This is a genomic window from Protofrankia sp. Cj3, assembly GCF_917627355.1.
Lineage (GTDB): Bacteria > Actinomycetota > Actinomycetes > Frankiales > Frankiaceae > Protofrankia.
Genome location: NZ_CAKJTR010000047.1, coordinates 1 through 16,779, shown reverse-complemented (window position 1 = coordinate 16,779; position 16,779 = coordinate 1). Strand labels below are relative to the sequence as shown.

The 16,779-nt window shown below is 67.6% G+C and carries 17 protein-coding genes and 2 tRNA genes; 9 read left to right on the top strand and 10 right to left on the bottom strand.

Annotation, left to right across the window (positions count from 1 at the left end):
* The first annotated feature begins 336 nt into the window (after positions 1 to 336).
* Positions 337 to 1,179, top strand: a complete 843-nt coding sequence (gene cas6 / locus MJ783_RS08935; RefSeq protein WP_239309909.1) for a CRISPR-associated endoribonuclease Cas6 — start codon at positions 337 to 339, stop codon at positions 1,177 to 1,179.
* A 318-nt stretch (positions 1,180 to 1,497) separates the two neighbouring features.
* Here the strand turns inward: cas6 and MJ783_RS08930 are convergent, their stop codons facing one another.
* The gene (locus MJ783_RS08930) at positions 1,498 to 1,689 is read right to left on the bottom strand and encodes a type II toxin-antitoxin system HicA family toxin (protein ID WP_239309908.1); all 192 of its coding nucleotides are present in this window, start codon (positions 1,687 to 1,689) and stop codon (positions 1,498 to 1,500) included.
* Between the two features lie 32 nt (positions 1,690 to 1,721).
* Positions 1,722 to 1,928, bottom strand: a complete 207-nt coding sequence (locus tag MJ783_RS08925; protein ID WP_239309907.1) for a hypothetical protein — start codon at positions 1,926 to 1,928, stop codon at positions 1,722 to 1,724.
* Between the two features lie 400 nt (positions 1,929 to 2,328).
* On the opposite strand from MJ783_RS08925, the gene MJ783_RS08920 reads away from it, so the two are divergent.
* Positions 2,329 to 2,949, top strand: coding sequence for a hemerythrin domain-containing protein (locus MJ783_RS08920; protein WP_239309906.1), 621 nt, complete (start codon positions 2,329 to 2,331; stop codon positions 2,947 to 2,949).
* Positions 2,950 to 2,984: 35 nt separating this feature from the next.
* On the opposite strand, the gene MJ783_RS08915 is transcribed toward MJ783_RS08920, so the two are convergent.
* Positions 2,985 to 3,473, bottom strand: a complete 489-nt coding sequence (locus MJ783_RS08915) for a MarR family winged helix-turn-helix transcriptional regulator (protein ID WP_239309905.1) — start codon at positions 3,471 to 3,473, stop codon at positions 2,985 to 2,987.
* 177 nt (positions 3,474 to 3,650) lie between these two features.
* On the opposite strand from MJ783_RS08915, the gene MJ783_RS08910 reads away from it, so the two are divergent.
* Positions 3,651 to 4,214, top strand: a complete 564-nt coding sequence (locus MJ783_RS08910) for a YceI family protein (protein WP_239309904.1) — start codon at positions 3,651 to 3,653, stop codon at positions 4,212 to 4,214.
* 44 nt (positions 4,215 to 4,258) lie between these two features.
* On the opposite strand, the gene MJ783_RS08905 is transcribed toward MJ783_RS08910, so the two are convergent.
* The 4 genes from MJ783_RS08905 to MJ783_RS08890 all read right to left on the bottom strand — a co-directional run bounded on the left by MJ783_RS08905 (position 4,259) and on the right by MJ783_RS08890 (position 7,335).
* A complete protein-coding gene (locus MJ783_RS08905) occupies positions 4,259 to 5,272 on the bottom strand; it encodes a PDR/VanB family oxidoreductase (RefSeq protein ID WP_239309903.1) in 1,014 nt (337 codons plus the stop codon).
* Between the two features lie 1,287 nt (positions 5,273 to 6,559).
* Positions 6,560 to 6,817, bottom strand: a complete 258-nt coding sequence (locus MJ783_RS08900) for a hypothetical protein (protein WP_239309902.1) — start codon at positions 6,815 to 6,817, stop codon at positions 6,560 to 6,562.
* Positions 6,818 to 6,888: 71 nt separating this feature from the next.
* A tRNA-Arg gene (locus MJ783_RS08895) sits at positions 6,889 to 6,961 on the bottom strand.
* Positions 6,962 to 7,110: 149 nt separating this feature from the next.
* Entirely contained in the window at positions 7,111 to 7,335 is a 225-nt protein-coding gene (locus MJ783_RS08890) for a DUF3039 domain-containing protein (protein ID WP_239309901.1), read from the bottom strand.
* A 123-nt stretch (positions 7,336 to 7,458) separates the two neighbouring features.
* Between MJ783_RS08890 and MJ783_RS08885 the strand changes: the two genes are divergently transcribed.
* Complete coding sequence (locus MJ783_RS08885) at positions 7,459 to 8,196, top strand: metal-dependent transcriptional regulator (protein ID WP_239309900.1); 738 nt, start codon at positions 7,459 to 7,461, stop codon at positions 8,194 to 8,196.
* A gap of 22 nt (positions 8,197 to 8,218) precedes the next feature.
* Here MJ783_RS08885 and MJ783_RS08880 read toward each other — a convergent pair whose 3' ends face one another.
* The gene (locus MJ783_RS08880) at positions 8,219 to 9,364 is read right to left on the bottom strand and encodes a C40 family peptidase (RefSeq protein WP_239309899.1); all 1,146 of its coding nucleotides are present in this window, start codon (positions 9,362 to 9,364) and stop codon (positions 8,219 to 8,221) included.
* Positions 9,365 to 9,432: 68 nt separating this feature from the next.
* Here MJ783_RS08880 and MJ783_RS08875 point away from each other — a divergent pair, with 68 nt between their 5' ends.
* The 5 genes from MJ783_RS08875 to MJ783_RS08855 all read left to right on the top strand — a co-directional run bounded on the left by MJ783_RS08875 (position 9,433) and on the right by MJ783_RS08855 (position 14,020).
* The gene (locus MJ783_RS08875) at positions 9,433 to 9,753 is read left to right on the top strand and encodes a hypothetical protein (protein ID WP_239309898.1); all 321 of its coding nucleotides are present in this window, start codon (positions 9,433 to 9,435) and stop codon (positions 9,751 to 9,753) included.
* A complete protein-coding gene (locus tag MJ783_RS08870; protein WP_255720518.1) occupies positions 9,750 to 11,126 on the top strand; it encodes an ammonium transporter in 1,377 nt (458 codons plus the stop codon). The genes MJ783_RS08875 and MJ783_RS08870 overlap by 4 nt, the downstream gene beginning before the upstream one ends.
* Positions 11,123 to 11,461, top strand: a complete 339-nt coding sequence (locus MJ783_RS08865) for a P-II family nitrogen regulator (RefSeq protein WP_239309897.1) — start codon at positions 11,123 to 11,125, stop codon at positions 11,459 to 11,461. Before MJ783_RS08870 ends, MJ783_RS08865 begins: the two co-directional genes overlap by 4 nt.
* Positions 11,462 to 11,479: 18 nt before the next feature.
* A complete protein-coding gene (locus MJ783_RS08860; RefSeq protein ID WP_239309896.1) occupies positions 11,480 to 13,822 on the top strand; it encodes a [protein-PII] uridylyltransferase in 2,343 nt (780 codons plus the stop codon).
* Between the two features lie 108 nt (positions 13,823 to 13,930).
* Positions 13,931 to 14,020, top strand: a tRNA-Ser gene (locus MJ783_RS08855).
* A gap of 615 nt (positions 14,021 to 14,635) precedes the next feature.
* On the opposite strand, the gene MJ783_RS08850 is transcribed toward MJ783_RS08855, so the two are convergent.
* Positions 14,636 to 15,247, bottom strand: a complete 612-nt coding sequence (locus MJ783_RS08850; RefSeq protein WP_239309895.1) for a PIN domain-containing protein — start codon at positions 15,245 to 15,247, stop codon at positions 14,636 to 14,638.
* Between the two features lie 2 nt (positions 15,248 to 15,249).
* Positions 15,250 to 15,705 (bottom strand): helix-turn-helix domain-containing protein, encoded by a 456-nt coding sequence (locus MJ783_RS08845; protein ID WP_239309894.1) that lies wholly within the window; start codon positions 15,703 to 15,705, stop codon positions 15,250 to 15,252.
* Positions 15,706 to 16,779: the final 1,074 nt, after the last annotated feature.

Here is a 16,779-nt window from a genome sequence, read left to right as displayed (position 1 = left end):
TGATCGTTTACGTTTGTGCAGGTCACAGGGATATCGATCTTTGCCAGAACCTCCCCAGTTTGTCGGCGTATCGGAGGTTCTGGATGTCGATCAAGATTGGGTCGCTTGACGGGATCGCGAAACTGTGCAACCGAGATGTGATCACCATCTACCCGAGAGGCGCATCCGAAGAGCATGACCCGAGCATGCCGCAGCCTGGTTGGCATCCGTCCGCCCGGACCGGTAGGAACCGCACGCCACACGGCAACCCTCCGGGTGCGGACCGGCTGACCGGCCCTACCGTGGAAACGGACCCACCGAGACGACATCAGACCCACCAGGAGACAGGAGGGGCTTGTGCCCGCCCGCATCATCGTGAACATCGCTCCAACGACTGCCGGGGCACTGCCGCCACCGCACACAGGCCCGGCGGTAAACGCCGCCGTCCTCGCCGCTATCCGCGACGGACTATCACCCCAGACCAGCACCTACCTTCACGACGGGCCACCACCCCGCCCATTCGCCATTACACCGCTGCTCGACGAACGCCAACGAACACCAGACAGAACATCACAGCATGTTCGCTTCGAGGTCGGCGTGTTACTCGACGAACTCACCGGACCGATACTCGCCGCGCTGGCTGCCCGCGACCAATGGCGCATAGGCGCCACCGACTACACAAAGCGGTCAGTGGATCTCATCGAAGCCACGCCGTACCCGGACCTGCTCGCCACCGCGGCCCCCGCGACATCCTGGAAATTCACACTCATCACCCCGGTCAGCTTCGCCACCGGACGCGAAGACGGCGCACGCCGCCAGCGCATCCTGCCCGACCCCGAACGCGTCTTCGGCACTCTCGCCGCCCGCTGGCGGACCTGGGCACCAGAGACCCCGCTCCCCCCGGACATCGACAACACGATCGACGACCACCTCGAACTCGTCGACATGCGCCTGAGCACTGCCGAACACATGATCAAACCCGGGGCGCCCTACCGGCGAGGCTGCGTCGGATCCGTCCGTTACACCCTCGCCGAACCCGCGGCTGTGCCACCGGAGACACGCAGCGCTATCAACGCTCTCACCCGCTTCGCCCGCTATGCCGGCATCGGCGACCGCACCGCCTCCGGCATGGGCTACACCCTCACCGAGGCAGACGAGCGCCTCACCCGCGGGCGACACCACCCCAGCCCCGCAGCATAGACACAAGCACCTGACCGTGCGCGATGCACTGTAGCTTTCGATCGATACTCAGCCGCGCAGCAGGGTGATGGCGCGACCAGCAGGACTGGTCACGATAGTGATCATCGTGCGTTTGTCGATGGCCGGGGCGGCGGACGTAGCCGCCGCCGTTCACAACACGCTGCAGAAACGCCCTCAGCACCAAGCGGGGGCGGCCTCATCGTAAAGCTGGCCAGAGGCCTGGATATCACCGTTGGCCTTCCACCGGCATCGTGGCTGTGACGACCATCGGGGCCGACGGCCGAGGTGTATGACCCGCTGCACGCCAAGCCCTACCCGTCAAAGAGTGGTGACGAACTCCTCGATCGACAGGCCCGTGTCACGAATGATCCGACGCAGCGTCCCGACCGGGATGTCACGACCGGGATGAACAGGAACGACCGTGAAGCGCCCGTCAGCGTTCCTCAGCATCTGATGGCTTCCCTTGACACGGATCACCTCGAAGCCAAGCTTCTCAAGAACCTTGACCACTTCCCCGCCCGGCAGCATGGGAAGAGGTGGCTTCAGGCGACGTCCTGCACGATCGTCAGGACCGGCGGAACGCCGAGCTCCTCGATGACCAGGCTGACAGCCTCGTAGAGATCGGCCACGGCGTCCTCGGCAGTGTTACCGAGCCCGTGCGCGCCACCGCTGGGGAACGACGCATGGGCCGTCCAGACACCGTCCTCCCCCTGCAGCAGCTCGTAGGGGATCTGGACCAGCCGCTTCATAACGCTGACTCTACGCCGCCAGCCGCGGGGCTCGGCAGTCTCCAGCGGTCAGGGCAGCACCCGCAACGGCGGCCGCACCCTGGTCGGCGTGGGCTTCCATCGCACGGACCGAGGCCGTCATGGTCCCAGTCGCGATGTGTCCGACGGACTGACCGCCGAACGAGCCCGCTCGCTGGCGCAGGCGGCAGGGTCTGTGCGCGCCGAGGGCCGCACTGCCGGGGCCGACATCGAGATAATCAGGACGACACCCGGGCGCGGGCCGGGCGCCGTCTTACAGTGTCCGGTAATCGGGTAGAGAACTCACCGGGTGCCCCCGGTAAACCAGACGGGGCTTCTCCGGGACGCCCGGGAAATCCGCGTCAACCCGACAAATGACCAAATGACCAGGGGAGGTCCCGCAGTGGCCGAAGGTGACGTCGTAGCTGTTCTGACGCGCGACCACGATAAGGTCGAAGAACTGTTTCGGCATTACGACCAGACATCCTCGACGACGGCAAAGAAGCAGCTGGCGGTAGATATCATTCTTGAGCTGCTCCGGCACTCGGCGGCCGAGGAAAAAATCGTCTACCCTACGGCCAGAAAAATCATCCCAAACGGCGACGAGGTGATCGAGAAGGAAATCGCCCAGCAGGCCGCGGCCAGGAGAACCATGACGGCACTCCGTGCCACAAAGCCGACCGACCCCGATTTCGACCGGCTGGTGCACGAGCTGCTGGCGATGGTCGGTGAACACGTGTGGGAGCAGGAGGAGGTCTGGTTCCCGCAGCTGCGCCAACGGATGCCGGCCGACGGTCTTCGCGAGCTCGCCGAACAGGTCGAGGCGATGCATGCGGCGTCGCGGGTACAGCCGACCGCACCGCCGGCGCCCCAGCCGTCCCCCCAGCCTCCCGGCAGGCTTCTCCTCGGCGCGGGAATCACGATTGTCAACCGGGCACGTCACCTGCTGACCGCGCTGGCTCGAGTCCTCAACGCCGTCGCCGGATTCGTCCGCAGGCCCGCCGTAGGTACCTGCGCGGCCTGACCGGTGCTCCGCGGCTCCGGCCGCAGGGACGCGGGTCAGGAGACGGGAAAAACCGCGGAGAGCTTCCCTTCCGGGTCGAGCACGGCCAGGAGCGCCTGGCTGATGGCGCCGAGCTGCTCGATCCGGGTCGGGTCGAGCCCGTCGAAAACAAGCCGCCGCACCGTTTCGACATGTCCCGGGGCGGTCGCGGTGAGGACGTCGTAACCTGCGTCCGTGAGTACGGCAACCTGGCCACGCCGGTCGGTCGGGCACCTCTCCCGGCGGACCCAGCCCCGCTCCTCATGACGCGCCACCACGTGGGACAAACGACTTTGGGACGAGTTGGTCGCACGGGCGAGTTCGCTCATCCGCATGGAGCGACCGGATGCCTCGGAAAGAATCACCAGCACCGCGTAGGCGGCGTGGGTCATGCCGGCATCGCTCTGGAGCTGTCGGTCAAGAGCATCCGCGAGGAGCTCTGTCGCCGCGAGGAAAGCCCGCCATGTTCGTTGCTCGTCGCTGTCAAGCCACCGCGTTCCGGCCATGGTCACAGCCTAGGGCTCCGGAAGGACCTCCGGGTGCGTGAAAAACCATACGCACACCGCTCAAAAAGTTGCTTGCGCGAACACCGATACGCTGATGAGGTCAAAGCAGCCGCTGGCCCGCCCGCGGCCACCCGGCCACCGACACGACAGCCCGCACGACCCTTCCAGGAGGAAACGATGACGTCTCCCACGAACACATCTGACGATCTCACCGGCACCTGGACGATCGACCCGGTGCACAGCCGCCTGGGCTTCGCCGTCCGCCACGCCCTGGTCACCACAGTCCGCGGAGGCTTCGACAGCTTCGAAGGGACGCTGAACCTCAACGGCGCTGAGCCCCTGGCGTCCAGCGCCACCGTGACCATCTCCACCACCAGCATCAACACGGGCAACGCCGACCGGGACGGGCACCTGCGCAGCGGTGACTTCCTCGACGTCGAGCAGTACCCGTCGATCACCTTCGTCAGCAACACCGCGAAGAGCGGCGGCAGCGACGACAGCTTCATCCTCAGCGGTGACATCACCATCCACGGCGTGACCAAGCCGATCGACATCGAGATCGAGTTCGGGGGCTCGGCCAAGGACCCGTTCGGCAACACCCGGGCTGGCTTCGAAGGAAGCACAACGATCAACCGCAAGGACTTCGGGATCACCTTCAACGCTCCGCTTGAGACCGGTGGTCTCCTCCTCAGCGACAAGGTGAAGATCGAGCTGGACATTTCGGCAATCAAGTCCGCCTGACCGTAGCCGGGCTCAGCCGGGGTGGGCCAGCCCACCCCGGCCGTTCACAGATCGAGGACGAGCTTCGGGGTGCGGCTGCGGGAGACGCAGACCATCATGAGGCCAGACGCTGCTCGCTCCTCCTCGGTGAGGATGGAATCCCGGTGATCCGGCTCGCCTTCGACGACACCGGTCTCGCAGGTGCCGCAGACACCCTCCCGGCAGGACGACAACACATCCACCCCGGCCGCTTCCAACGCCTCGAGCACCGACAGCGACGTGGGGACCCGCACCGTCCGGCCGCTCTGGGCAAGAACGACGTCGAACTCGCTCAGAGCAACCGCGACATCGCCAGTACCCGCGGTACCGGCCGTCCCGGCACCGGCGATGTCGTCCGCTCCCACCGGGCGCGGTTGAAAACGCTCGACGTGCAGACTGCCGGCCGGCCATGCCGAGCATCGCGACTCCACCGCCGCCAGCAGCCCCTCGGGGCCACAGCAGTAGACCGCGACATCCGGGCGGGGAATGTCCAGCAGGCTGGCCAGGTCAAGCTGGCCATGAATGTCCTCGGGGTGGATCGTCACGCGGCTCCCGTACTGGGCCAACCGGTCGAGGAAAGCCATGGACGCATGCCGCCGCCCGCCGTAGACGAGCCGCCACGTGGCACCGGCGGCCTGCGCCGCGCGGACCATCGGCAGGATGGGGGTGATGCCGATCCCGCCCGCGAGGAACAGATACTCCGGCGCCGGGACAAGCTGGAAGTTGTTCCGTGGAGCGCTGGCCGTCACCTGGTCGCCGACGTCGAGAACCTGATGCACGTGCCGGGACCCGCCGCGCCCGTCGGGCTCGTGCAGTACGCCGATCTCCCAACGCTCGCCGTCGGCGGGATCACCACACAGTGAATACTGGCGGACCAGCTGGTCGGCCAGGATCAGGTCAATATGCGCGCCCGGCGTCCATGTCGGTAGCGCGACGCCGTCAGGACGGGTGAGCACCACCCGCACCACCGCCTCAGCGACGCGCTCCTTCGCCGCGACAACCAGCTCGAACCGGCCGTCCCCCAACACACTCGCGGACATTGCCCACCGCCTTCCCGACGTCGTTCGCGCCTGCCATCCCGCGCGCTGGAGACCCCTGCCACCGGACGCACAGCCCGGCGGGCGGGCGCGGCTTCCCACAGCGCCCGCGGCGTGCGCGCGGTGCCGCAGAGCAGACTTCCACTTCCGCGGCTGACATGCCCTGGCTCCATCCTCGCCGCCGTCGGACCACCTAGTGGTCTGCGTAACCCGCCCCCATAATGCCCGCCCTGTCCGTAGTCTGATCGTTACAGATCCCCTCACGCTGGCAGGATCATCGTGAGATATGGAGGCGACATGGCACGGGACAAGGGACAGCGAAAACGGGACCGGGAGAACCGCGGAACCGCGGGGCTGAAGGACTGCGGCACATGCGGCGGCACCGGAAATGTGATCGTGGAAAGGGCTGAACAAGACGAGGATGGGATCTTCAGCGGCGACCAGCACGAGACCTGCCGGAGCTGTCGCGGCACCGGGAGGATCGGCCGATGAGCAACGGCCTGGTTCCGCTGCTGGTCCTCCGCTGCCCAGAACACCAGCGGTCCCGACGGCGCGTCGAGGCCGGGCCGAAGGGATCCCGGCCCGGCCATCGCTGCACGCGGTGCCGGACGGTATGGGCCGACGGGCAGGGCCCCGATGCCGGGCAGGGCAAGCGGGGTACCGACCCGCCCGGACCGGTCGTCGGCTCCGCCTGATACACACGTCCCTCCCAAGCTGCCCCCTTCGGGGGCTGTCGGATGCCAGGTGGAGGCGTCGCGAGGCAGCCCAGGCCCCGGTGTAGCGGGTGCTCTACCTGGGCTGACGACAACGACGCGAGGCGCCACCTGGCGCCGGCAGCCCCTGGATGAACGCCCAGCGCCGACCGCTGAAGTGCCCTTGGCAGGAATCGGACCTGCGACCCATCGTTGAGGAGCTGCCGTCGACAGCCGGTGTGATGAGCGTGCCAATGGTTCCGGCGCGGTGAACGTCCCCATCATCACGATTCGAGACCGGCCCGCAGACCGAGTACGTTCGCGGCGGTCGTGCCGGAGATCGTGACCGCGGATGGGATAGCGGTCAGGCCGCTTCCCGACACGCTGTATGTCGGACTGGTCGTGGCTGCCGTCAGGCCGGCGTTTGCAGCCGCGACGGAGGCAGGGCCCCGGCCGAGCCGAGCATGTCCCGCCGGGCCAGCAGCCCACCAGTCGGCAATCTCGCCGGCCGCCGATGCGATGTACACCCCCAGGTCAGCCGCACCGCCATCATGCGCCCAGTAAAGGCCGGAGTGACGCTCTTGCCGAGGTGGAGCGGTCAGGCAGCGTCAGCGAGGACCTTGGCCTCGCGGAACTGGCCGTCATCCCACCCCAGCGTCCGATCGCCGATGTCGTGAATTGCGGCGCGCAGGGACGAACGGCTCCAGCGGATCGCTTCATGGATGGCCTCGTCGTCGAACCGGTCAACCTCGACGATCATGCTGACGTCCGCCCAGCCCTCGGCGAGGCTCGCGGCGATATCCGGCCCATCCAACGGTCCGCGGTACACGACACGCTGCGCGACCAGCACTCTCACTTCGACTACTCCCAGCGCGTCGCCCTCCTCAGCTGCCCGAGGAGGTTCCGTCGCAGGTCAGCGATGCGTTGTGCCCTTGGTAGGAATCGGACCTACGACCTATCGCTTAGGAGGCGATCGCTCTATCCACTGAGCTACAAGGGCGCGTCAGCACGAGCATAGTCGTGACACAGCCGCCCGTTCACGCGCCGACGCGGACGACAGGTGCCAGACGCGGTGACGCGGGCGTTTGTCAGCGCTCGCCGGGGTGGCGCCTCGCCCGTCCGGTCAGCCGAACCGATCAATCGAACTGGTCAGCCGAACTGCTCGGCGAGACCGACGAGCTCCTTGCACCGCGGGCATACCGGGAACCGCTGCGGATCCCGTACCGGTTCGAACTGGTAGCCGCACAGGGCAGTCACCCGGCCGCCTTCGATGGATGCCCGGACGATCTCCTCATGACGGGCGTAGTGGGCGAAGTCATTACCCTCATCCGTATCGCTGTGGGTGGTCTCCGGTGCGATCTGGGTCGAGCTCATGCACCCAAGTGTAGGACGTCGCGCCGTGGTCTCCGACCCCCGATCGAGCCTGGCCGGCCGCCGATCGGGGCAGACCACACCTCGACGCGCGGGCGTACCCTGGACCCTGGACGAAGGAGCCCGGTGACTGGACTAATCGACAGTACCGAGATGTACCTCCGCACCCTCTACGAGCTGAGGGAGGAGGGCATCCCGCCGCTGCGCGCGCGCTTGGTAGAAAGATTGCACGTCAGCGCCCCCGCGGCCAGCGAATCGACCTCGCGGCTGGCAGGCGAGGGGCTGGTCGCCCTCGCCGACGACCGCACCGTGCAGTTCACCGAGAAGGGTCTCGCCCGCGCGACCGCGGTCATGCGCAAGCACCGCCTCGCGGAGCTTCTCCTCACCCGGGTGATCGGTCTGGACTGGCCCCTGGTGCACAACGAGGCGTGCCGATGGGAACACGTGATCTCCGACGAGGTGGAGATGCGGCTCACCGACATCCTTGGCGACCCGAAGAGATGCCCGTTTGGCAACGTCATCCCAACTGGCTCGTTCGACCGCCCGGCCGGGCCGCGGCCACCGGCACCGCTGAGCCTGCTGGCCGCCGCGGACTTCGCGGGCTTCCGGGCGACCCCGGTGACGGTCAGCTGGATCTCCGAACGGCTCCAGACAGACGAACGCACCATGCGCCAGCTGCGCGATGGTGGGGTGATGCCAGGTGCCACGGTCATCGTCCGCGGGCAGGGTGACGTCGTCGAAGTCGTGTCCTCGGCGCAGGACCCAGCGTGTGACGAGCCGGCCACCATCGAGCTCTCGCGGCGGGGCGCGGGGCTCGTCTATGTGGAGCGGACCCCCCACGAACGGGACGTCATCATGGCGTGAACCCCGCCAGGCGCCCCCGGTCTCACCCACCCGGCCGGACCGCCCCGGCGAGCCTCGCCCACCAGACGTCCTCGATGCGGACGACAGTGCCCGTGCGCGGTGCGTCAATCATTTTCCCGGCGCCGATGTAGATCCCGACGTGATGCAGATCAGCGCCGAAGAAGACCAGGTCGCCCGGCATGAGCTCGCCGGTGGAAACCTGACGTCCCTCGTTCCACTGCGCACCGGTGTAGTGGGACAGCGCGACGCCCGCCCGCGACCACACCCACTGGGTGAGCCCCGAGCAGTCGAAGGCGTCCGGGCCGGCCGCCCCCCACATGTACGGTTTGCCGAGCTGCGCGCGGGCCGCGGCGACCGCAACCGCGGCACCGCCGGCACCCGCTGTGGGCGGTGGCGGTGGCGGTGGCGAGACCGGGGTGTTGGTGAAGCCGCGGCCGGCGTTTTCGGTCGCTCCACTGACCGTGCGTAGCCGCTCCTGTTCGGCGGCAGCCTGCTGAGCACGGGCCGCGGCGGCTTGCGCGGCTGCCTGCTCACGGGTACGAAGAGCCGCGGCCTCACTTTCCCGTGCCTGCCGAACAAGATCGTCATGCTGAGCGATCAGTTCGTCGAGCAGCGCCCGCTGTGCCGCGACCGATGTCTCGATGCTCCGCTTCTGTTCCTCGAGGGAGGCAACCTCACGATGCCGCTCGTCGAGCGCCAGCCTGGCTGCGGCCTGCGCATCAGCAAGATCATGACGGGCCGACCGCAGCTGGATTTCGGCCTCCCGGCCGCGGCGGGCAAGCGCGTTTATCGCGCCCGCCCGGTCCAGCGCTGTCGCGGGGTCACCGGACAACAGCACCCTCAGCTGTTCGAAGTCACCGGCCTGATAGGCGATGAAACTGACGGCACGGCGTTTTTCCTGAGCCGCCCGCACAGCGTCGTCAGCGAGCCCGACATTGTCCGTTGCCCTCGCCGCGGCCTGTTCAGCCGCGGCGAGGCGCAACCGTCCCGCATTGAATGCCTCCGTGACAATCTCGGTCGAATCAGCCAATTCGGTCAGGCGCCGCTGAACGCCCACAATGTCGTCCTCGACCTTGGCGATACCGTCGGCTCTGGCCGGGACGGCGACGGCCGGTACCAACATGACCCCACCGGCGGCGGCAGCGAGTAGTCCCCTGGCGACAGGCATGCGCACGAACACCCGCCGCCGGCGCCTGGGGGCAGCGGACAGCCATCCACGCAACCGGACAAAATGGTATGAAAAACAACGAATATGATTATTACCATCTGCATCTGAATGACTACACACAGGAAGGAACGGTAACTCCTGACGGCAGTAGCATCACGCAAACGCGCCGATCGACACGGAGAGCAACGCAAGACACCATGCGCAGCCATCTGATCAAACCACAGGCCACCCAATTCGTCGATTTCACACGTCAGAAACAGAAAAGCTACCAATTAGCAACAGATCCTATCGACCCTTCGGCCGAAGGATCCGGGACGGCGGACATGGCCGCGAACCGGGGCTCGCGTGGTCCGCGCAGGCGTGCGGAGCGATCGACAGGAGAGACATGAACCCAGATCAGCTTAAAGAGCTCCAGAACGGGATAGCCAGCGCGGCGGGTGTCGGCAGCACCGCCTGGATTCTGGCCGCCTCGGCCCTTGTGCTCCTGATGACGCCCGGCCTGGCGTTCTTCTACGGCGGAATGGTGCGCTCGAAGAATGTCCTGGGCATGCTCATGCAGAATTTCTTCTGCATAGGGGTTGTCAGCGTCCTCTGGGTACTGATTGGTTACAGTATCGCGTTCGGTGGCAGCAACCAGATATTTGGCGGGTTCCATTTCGCGTTGCTCAACCACATGAGCGAGGCCGTGCCCGGCTACGCGGAGGTGACCTTCCCCGCACCCTACGAATCGAACTCGCTCGCCCAGGTAATCCCACCGATCGTCTTCGTGGCCTTCCAGCTCATGTTCGCAATCATCACGCCAGCACTGATTACCGGCGCCACGGCCGACCGCTGGAAGTTCGGCGCCTTTGCCGTCTTCGTCACAATTTGGTCACTTGTCGTGTATTCACCGATTGCGCACTGGGTGTTCTCGCCCGAGGGGTGGCTGTTCAAGAAGGGCGCCGAGGACTTCGCCGGCGGCACGGTCGTCCACGCGAACGCCGGCGCCGCGGCCATCGCCGTGGCCCTCGTCCTCGGCCGGCGCAAGGGCTGGCCGGGCACCAGCTTCCGACCGCACAACCTTCCCTTCGTGCTGCTGGGCACCGGGCTGCTCTGGTTCGGCTGGTTCGGGTTCAACGCCGGGTCCGAACTCGCCGCCGACACCCGCTCCGGGTTCGCCTTCGTCAACACCAATACCGCGACTGCCGCCGCCATGCTCGGCTGGCTGTTCGTGGAGAAGATCCGTGATGGCAAGGCCACCACGCTCGGTGCCGCCTCCGGTGCTGTCGCCGGTCTGGTCGCCATCACCCCCGCTTGCGGCTTCGTCTCACCGGCCGGTTCGATCGCCATCGGTCTCATCGCCGGTGCTGTCTGCGCCCTGGCTACAGCGATCAAGGGCAAGGTCGGCATCGACGACGCCCTCGACGTCGGCGCCGTCCACCTTGTCGGTGGTGTGCTCGGCGCCCTGCTGATCGGGTTCTTCGGAACGGGTGATGTCGCTCCCGGTTACAGCGTGGATGGCATCTTCTACGGCGGTGGCGCCAGCCTGCTCGGCAAGCAGGCACTCGCGGTCGTCTCAGTGGTGGCCTACTCGTTCGTCGCGACGTTCATCATCGCCTTCGCCATCGACAAGATCTACAAGATGAGGCTGTCGCCGGATGAGGAGCAGGAAGGCATGGACTTCGTGCTGCACGGCGAGACCGCATACGAGTTCACTTCGCTCGGCGGCGGCTCCGCCTCGCTCCTGTCCACGGCCACAACCACCGAGGAGGGCCAAGCGTGAAACTCGTGACCGCGGTCATCAAGCCGTTCAAACTGGAGGATGTGAAGGCCGCGCTGGAATCTCTCGGCGTGCACGGCCTGACCATCTCCGAGGTCCAGGGCTTCGGTCGGCAGAAGGGCCACACCGAGGTCTACCGGGGCGCCGAGTACAAGGTCGATTTCGTCCCCAAAATCAAAATTGAGATCATCGCGGACGACACCGCCGTTGAGGAACTGGTGACCACCATCGCCACCGCCGCGCAGACCGGCAAGATCGGCGATGGCAAGATCTGGGTGCTACCGGTCGAAACGGTCGTACGGGTTCGCACCGGCGAACGTGGATCAGACGCTCTGTAAAATCATGCTCCCACCGCGATGACCAACAGGATTGCCGCGCTGCTGGGCCGGTCCGGCGAGTTCGACGCAACCGTCGGGCCGGCCCTTCGCCGTGCGCTGGTGGACGTGGCCGACGGCGTGTTGCGCGACTTGTTCGGCAACCCGGGAGCAGGCGTCGCGCTGGTCGCGGTCGGCGGCTACGGGCGCGGCGAACCCGCTTTCGGCAGCGACCTCGATCTGTTGCTCGTCCACAACGGCCGGCGGGACGACATCGCCCAGCTGGCCGACGCCGTCTGGTACCCGCTCTGGGACGCCGGAGTCGGTCTCGACCACAGCGTCCGAACCGTCACGGAGGCCGTCGCTGTCGCGGACGGTGACCTGAAGGCGGCACTCGGTCTGTTGGACGCCCGCGTGGTCGCCGGGGACCACGCCCTGGCCGCCTCCCTGCTCGAGCGCGTCCGCGGCCGATGGCGGGCCCGTGCCCCCCGTCGGCTGCCCGAACTCGCGGACATGGTTGCCGATCGGGCCCGGCGTCACGGTGAGGTCGCCTTCCTGCTCGAACCGGATCTGAAGGAAGCTCGCGGCGGGCTGCGTGACGTCCACGCCCTGGCCGCGCTGGCCGCCGCATGGGTCGCGGAGAAACCGCCCGAACGGGTGCTCGCCGCCTACCAGGTGCTTCTCGACATCCGTGGTGAGGTGCGCAGACTCGCCCGTGGCGGCGAGCGGAACCGGCTGCTGCTCCAGGACACCGCGGCCGTCGCCGCCGCCCTGAGCTACCCCGACTCGTCGGCGCTCGCCCACGCCACCGCCGACGCCGGCCGCACGATCTCCTGGACGTGGGACGTCACCTGGTACCGGGTCTCGGCCGGCCTACGGCCGCCCTCGCGCTGGCTCCGCAGCCGCCCGGCCCGCCGTCCCCTCGATGAAGGGGTGGTCGAGCAGAACCGCGAGGCGCAGCTCGCCCGGGACGCGGACCCGGCCGGTGACCCGACACTGACGCTGCGGGTTGCCGCCGCGGCCGCCCGGGCCGGCGTTCCGATCGGGCGGTACGCGCTCGACCGGCTTGCTCGCGAGGCCACGCCCATGCCGACCCCATGGCCGGACGCGGCGCGCGACGCGCTGGTTGCCCTGTTGGCCACCGGCGCGCCCGCGGTCGCGGTCATGGAAGCTCTTGACCAGGTCGGCCTGCTCGTCCGGTTGCTGCCCGAATGGGAACGGGTACGCAGCAAACCGCAGCGCAACCCGTACCACCGCTTCACCGTCGATCGGCACCTGATCGAAACAGCGGCGGCCGCGGCCGCGTCGACCCGCGGCGTCGACCGGCCCGATCTGCTCCTGCTCGGCGCTCTGCTGCACGACATCGGCAAAGGCTGGCCCGGCGATCACACCGAAGCCGGCATCGCCGTCGTCGGTGTGATCGCTCCCCGCCTCGGGCTCCCGCCCGCGGACGCCGAGGTGCTGGTCACGATGGTGCGCCATCATCTGCTGCTCGCCGAAGCCGCGACCCGCCGGGACATCGACGACGTCACGACCATCGAGGCGGTGGCGCGGGCTGCCGGCAGCCCCCGGGTGCTCGGCCTGCTGCACGCCCTCACCGAAGCCGACTCGCTCGCCACCGGCCCGACAGCGTGGAGCCCGTGGAAGGCGCGGCTGGTCGGTGAACTGGTCAGCCGCACGATGGCGGTCTACCGGGGCGAGCAAGCGCCCTGCCCGCCCGCGCTCACCGAGCGCCAGCGCCTCCTTCTCGCGTTCGCGGACGAGTACGCGGTGGTGGTCAACCCGCTCCCGGACGACGGCATGTTCGAGATCGTCGTGGTGGCGCCCGACCGTCCCGGGCTGCTGGCCGCCACCACCGGGGTACTGGCTGTCAACCGTCTCGACGTGCGCCGCGCGTCCGCCCGCGCTTGTGCTGGCCGGGCCCTGCTGCAGGCGGCGGTCTCAGCATCGTCGGCGATGGCCGGGCCGGGGGCGGGCGGGGAGGCGCCCAGTCCCGCGATACTGCGCGGCGACCTGCTGCGATCCCTGGACGGTACGTTGGACCTGGACGCCAGGATCACGATGCGGGAACAGGCGTATGCGCGCCCGCGGGGCGGATACACGCCGGCGCCACCAAGAGTGATCTTCGATGGCTCCGGAGCGGACACCGTTGTCGAGATCCGTGCCCCCGACCGCGCCGGAGTGCTGTTCCGGATGGTCCGCGCGCTGTCAGACGCCGGCCTCAGCGTCCGCACCGCAATCGTGGCCACGATCGGTCTCGACGTGGTGAACGCGTTCTACGTGCGGGATGCTGACGGCGAGGCGCTGGTCGTAGCGGAGCGCGGGAAGCAGGTGGCGGATGCCGTGCTGGCCGCGCTCCAGCCTCCCTCGGGGCCCGTGACGTGACGCCAGCGCGATCAAAGATCGCCATAGGTCATGTGACGCAGTTCACAATAGTGATAGGGGGTCAAAAAAATCGCATCGAGCGTGATGGCTATACTCAGAACGCACGTTGGAGGCTTCGCCTAGTCCGGTCTATGGCGCCGCACTGCTAATGCGGTTGGGGGTAACGCCCCCTCCCGGGTTCAAATCCCGGAGCCTCCGCCCCTGACCAGCGGTTTCACGCAAACCGCTGGATCATCCCACCCTCTGAAGATCGCTAGCCCCTCCTGCCGACCACTGCGGCCACGAACCGCACCCACCTGCCACCGGAAGATCGTTGCCACCCTCCCGCTGGCACCTGCGATCTCCCCCCGATCCCTTTGCAGTCTGGTACGACACGAACATTTCGATCTTCGTCTTTCGTGGGTGTCGGTGATGGGTACGCACGGGTGGCGACGGCATGCGGGTAAGCAGGGGCGCGGGATCACGGGATAAGAATCCGCTGGAGGGTTTCCAGGCGGGGATGAGGGGGCATCGCCCTGGTCGCGGAAGCTGGTGATCAGCACGGCGTCGTCGGCTGGAGGTTCCAGCTTGCGTAGGGCGGTATCAAGTGGTGGAGGCGACACCCGATGCCCGCCTCGTGCTGGACCCTCAGCAGGGGTTCGCATCGGGCTGGTGAGGCAGGCGAGGAGCCTGCCCGATCGCGATCAACTTACCGAACCCCCTGCTCCCACCACGATGCGGGCGTCGCTACGACCGGTTGACCTCACCGCCGCGGAGGGCGGGATGGAGAGGGAACGACGGGCACTGGCGGGGTTTAGACGATCCGCCTTGCCGTCACTCTGAGGGACTGTCGTTCTCCGGGTCTGGGATGGGAATCCGGCTCAAGGTGGAACGCACACGTGCGGCGAAACGCTCCACACCGGCCCGTTCCAGGTAGCCGAGCAGGTCGGCCGTGCTCATCGGCGGGTGGCGTTTCTCCCCGGCGAGCCGGACGACGGTCGAGGTGACTTCGTTCTCGAACTCGGTGCATAGTTCACACAGGTAGGTATCCGGGTCTGCAACCATGACCCCGTATGCCGCCAGCGGGGCGGCAGGGAAATCTGACAGGTTACGCGTGACGAGGTGCGTCGCATGGCCGGCGGCCGCCGCCGCCATGTGGACGCGGTCGTCCGGGTCTCTACCGGGCATGCGTGCGATGAGATCGGCGTAGTCGTCGAACCGGACCTCCGCGTCGGGGAAGAACGTCCGCACCGCGGTGGTGACGGCTGCCGCTGAGGACGCCGACCGCCGGCCCGAGCGCACGATGACCCGTTCCCACTCGTCCAGCAGCGCCTCCGTCCATAGGATCGTGTGGACGCCGTCCTCGGTGAGCGCGAGCAGGAGATCCATGACGGAGAACGGGAAGAGCACGTTCGTGTCGGCCAGGACCCGGGGCAGGGGCGGCACCGTCAGTACGGGATGCCGGCCTCGGCTGCGGCCCCGGCGACAGCGCGGCGACCCTGCCGCCGGGACTCGCGCCGGGCGTGGAAAGCGAGGACGTCGGACAGGCGTACCCGGCGGTGCCGACTACGGAGCAGCCGCTCGGACGGGATCTCCCCGGCGTCCAACAGCCGGCTGACAAACGGCCGCGACAAGCCCAACAGCTCCCCGACCTCCGCCGGGGTCAGCATCGTCTCCGAGGGCAGCACGGTGACCGCGTGGCCCGCGGACAGCTCTCGCAGCGAGGCGGCGACCAGCCGGGTGAGCGCGGGAGGAAGGGGAACGATGGTGCCGTCCGGGCGTCGCAGGACCACCTCGGCGCCGCGTGCCGAGGCCACGGCCGCCTGCGCCACGGTGGCTGACTCCGGCTCGCCGTGGGCCGGCTCGATCCGCTCGGCTCCGGCGAGAATGCCTGACCTGCCCATCGCACCTCCCGGTATCGGTAATAACCGTAACCCGGGGCGGTGTCTGGTCGCAAACGGATCCGGACGCGACCTCCACATCGGCGATCCCGCCTCCTGCCCGCCGGGCGGACCGCCGACTACCATGGGTAGCGATTCCATCCCTTCGGATCAGCCGTCGATGTCTCGGAAACGCACACGGCACGCTGGACCGTCCCCGCTGGTGGAGACACGCGGTAGGAGGGTTGCCGTTGACCCCCAGCGGAGAAACTCCGCTGGGGACACGTCAGCAGGCCACCCCGGAGCACACAGAGCAGACCACCAGCCCCGTGATCGATTCCGGCTGATTGACCGCTGCGGTGACAGGAGCGTCACGGTCCACGAGATGGTATGACGCGGACGACCGGTCGAGAAGCAGACCGGTTCCCGGCCCATGCCCGTAGCCGGGGGTGATGTACCGCTGTGACCCACGCCGGGAGCCCACTGTAGATCTTTATGGTATGTGGACATGCCGTGTCAGGGTGGCGCCGCCGTCCCCGGTCATCGTCCGGGTGTGCTGGCACAATGCTGGCACGCACCGCGCTGATCCGCGCTGCGCCGACCCCGCCCGCTCATCCGGAGCATGCCGGATGAGCTGCGACAACGCACCAGGACAGATCTTGACGATATGGGGCGAATCGGTCTGCTAATGCGGTTGGGGGTAACGCCCCCTCCCGGGTTCAAATCCCGGAGCCTCCGCCCCTGACCAGCGGTTTCACGCAAACCGCTGGATCATCCCACCCTCTGAAGATCGATAAGCCCCTCCTGCCGACCACTGCGGCCACGAACCGCACCCACCTGCCAGCGGGAGATCGTTACCGCCCTCCCGCTGGCATACGCGATCTCCTTCCGGCGGAGAGCGGCACGAACGCCACGATCTTCGCCGCCGTCTTCTCGACTCCCGAGACATACCGCCGAACATGCACCTCTCAGCGAAGCCGAAGATCTCCACAGCAACCTTCATCAACTGGAGGGTTCCCGCTTTCGTGGACAGTGGGCTTCAGGCGCGTTGTCCACGAAAGTGGGAGTCCTCCAATCTGTAGCCCCGCTCCTTGATCC

Excerpts from the sequence above, each read along its gene's own strand:
- MJ783_RS08870 (WP_255720518.1), top strand. The coding sequence starts at position 9,750 with ATGAACCCAGATCAGCTTAAAGAGCTCCAGAACGGGATAGCCAGCGCG.
- MJ783_RS08905 (WP_239309903.1), bottom strand. The coding sequence starts at position 5,272 with ATGTCCGCGAGTGTGTTGGGGGACGGCCGGTTCGAGCTGGTTGTCGCG.
- MJ783_RS08915 (WP_239309905.1), bottom strand. The coding sequence starts at position 3,473 with ATGGCCGGAACGCGGTGGCTTGACAGCGACGAGCAACGAACATGGCGG.
- MJ783_RS08910 (WP_239309904.1), top strand. The coding sequence starts at position 3,651 with ATGACGTCTCCCACGAACACATCTGACGATCTCACCGGCACCTGGACG.
- MJ783_RS08925 (WP_239309907.1), bottom strand. The coding sequence starts at position 1,928 with ATGAAGCGGCTGGTCCAGATCCCCTACGAGCTGCTGCAGGGGGAGGAC.
- MJ783_RS08860 (WP_239309896.1), top strand. The coding sequence starts at position 11,480 with ATGACCAACAGGATTGCCGCGCTGCTGGGCCGGTCCGGCGAGTTCGAC.
- MJ783_RS08845 (WP_239309894.1), bottom strand. The coding sequence starts at position 15,705 with ATGGGCAGGTCAGGCATTCTCGCCGGAGCCGAGCGGATCGAGCCGGCC.
- MJ783_RS08875 (WP_239309898.1), top strand. The coding sequence starts at position 9,433 with ATGAAAAACAACGAATATGATTATTACCATCTGCATCTGAATGACTAC.
- MJ783_RS08880 (WP_239309899.1), bottom strand. The coding sequence starts at position 9,364 with ATGCCTGTCGCCAGGGGACTACTCGCTGCCGCCGCCGGTGGGGTCATG.
- MJ783_RS08890 (WP_239309901.1), bottom strand. The coding sequence starts at position 7,335 with ATGAGCTCGACCCAGATCGCACCGGAGACCACCCACAGCGATACGGAT.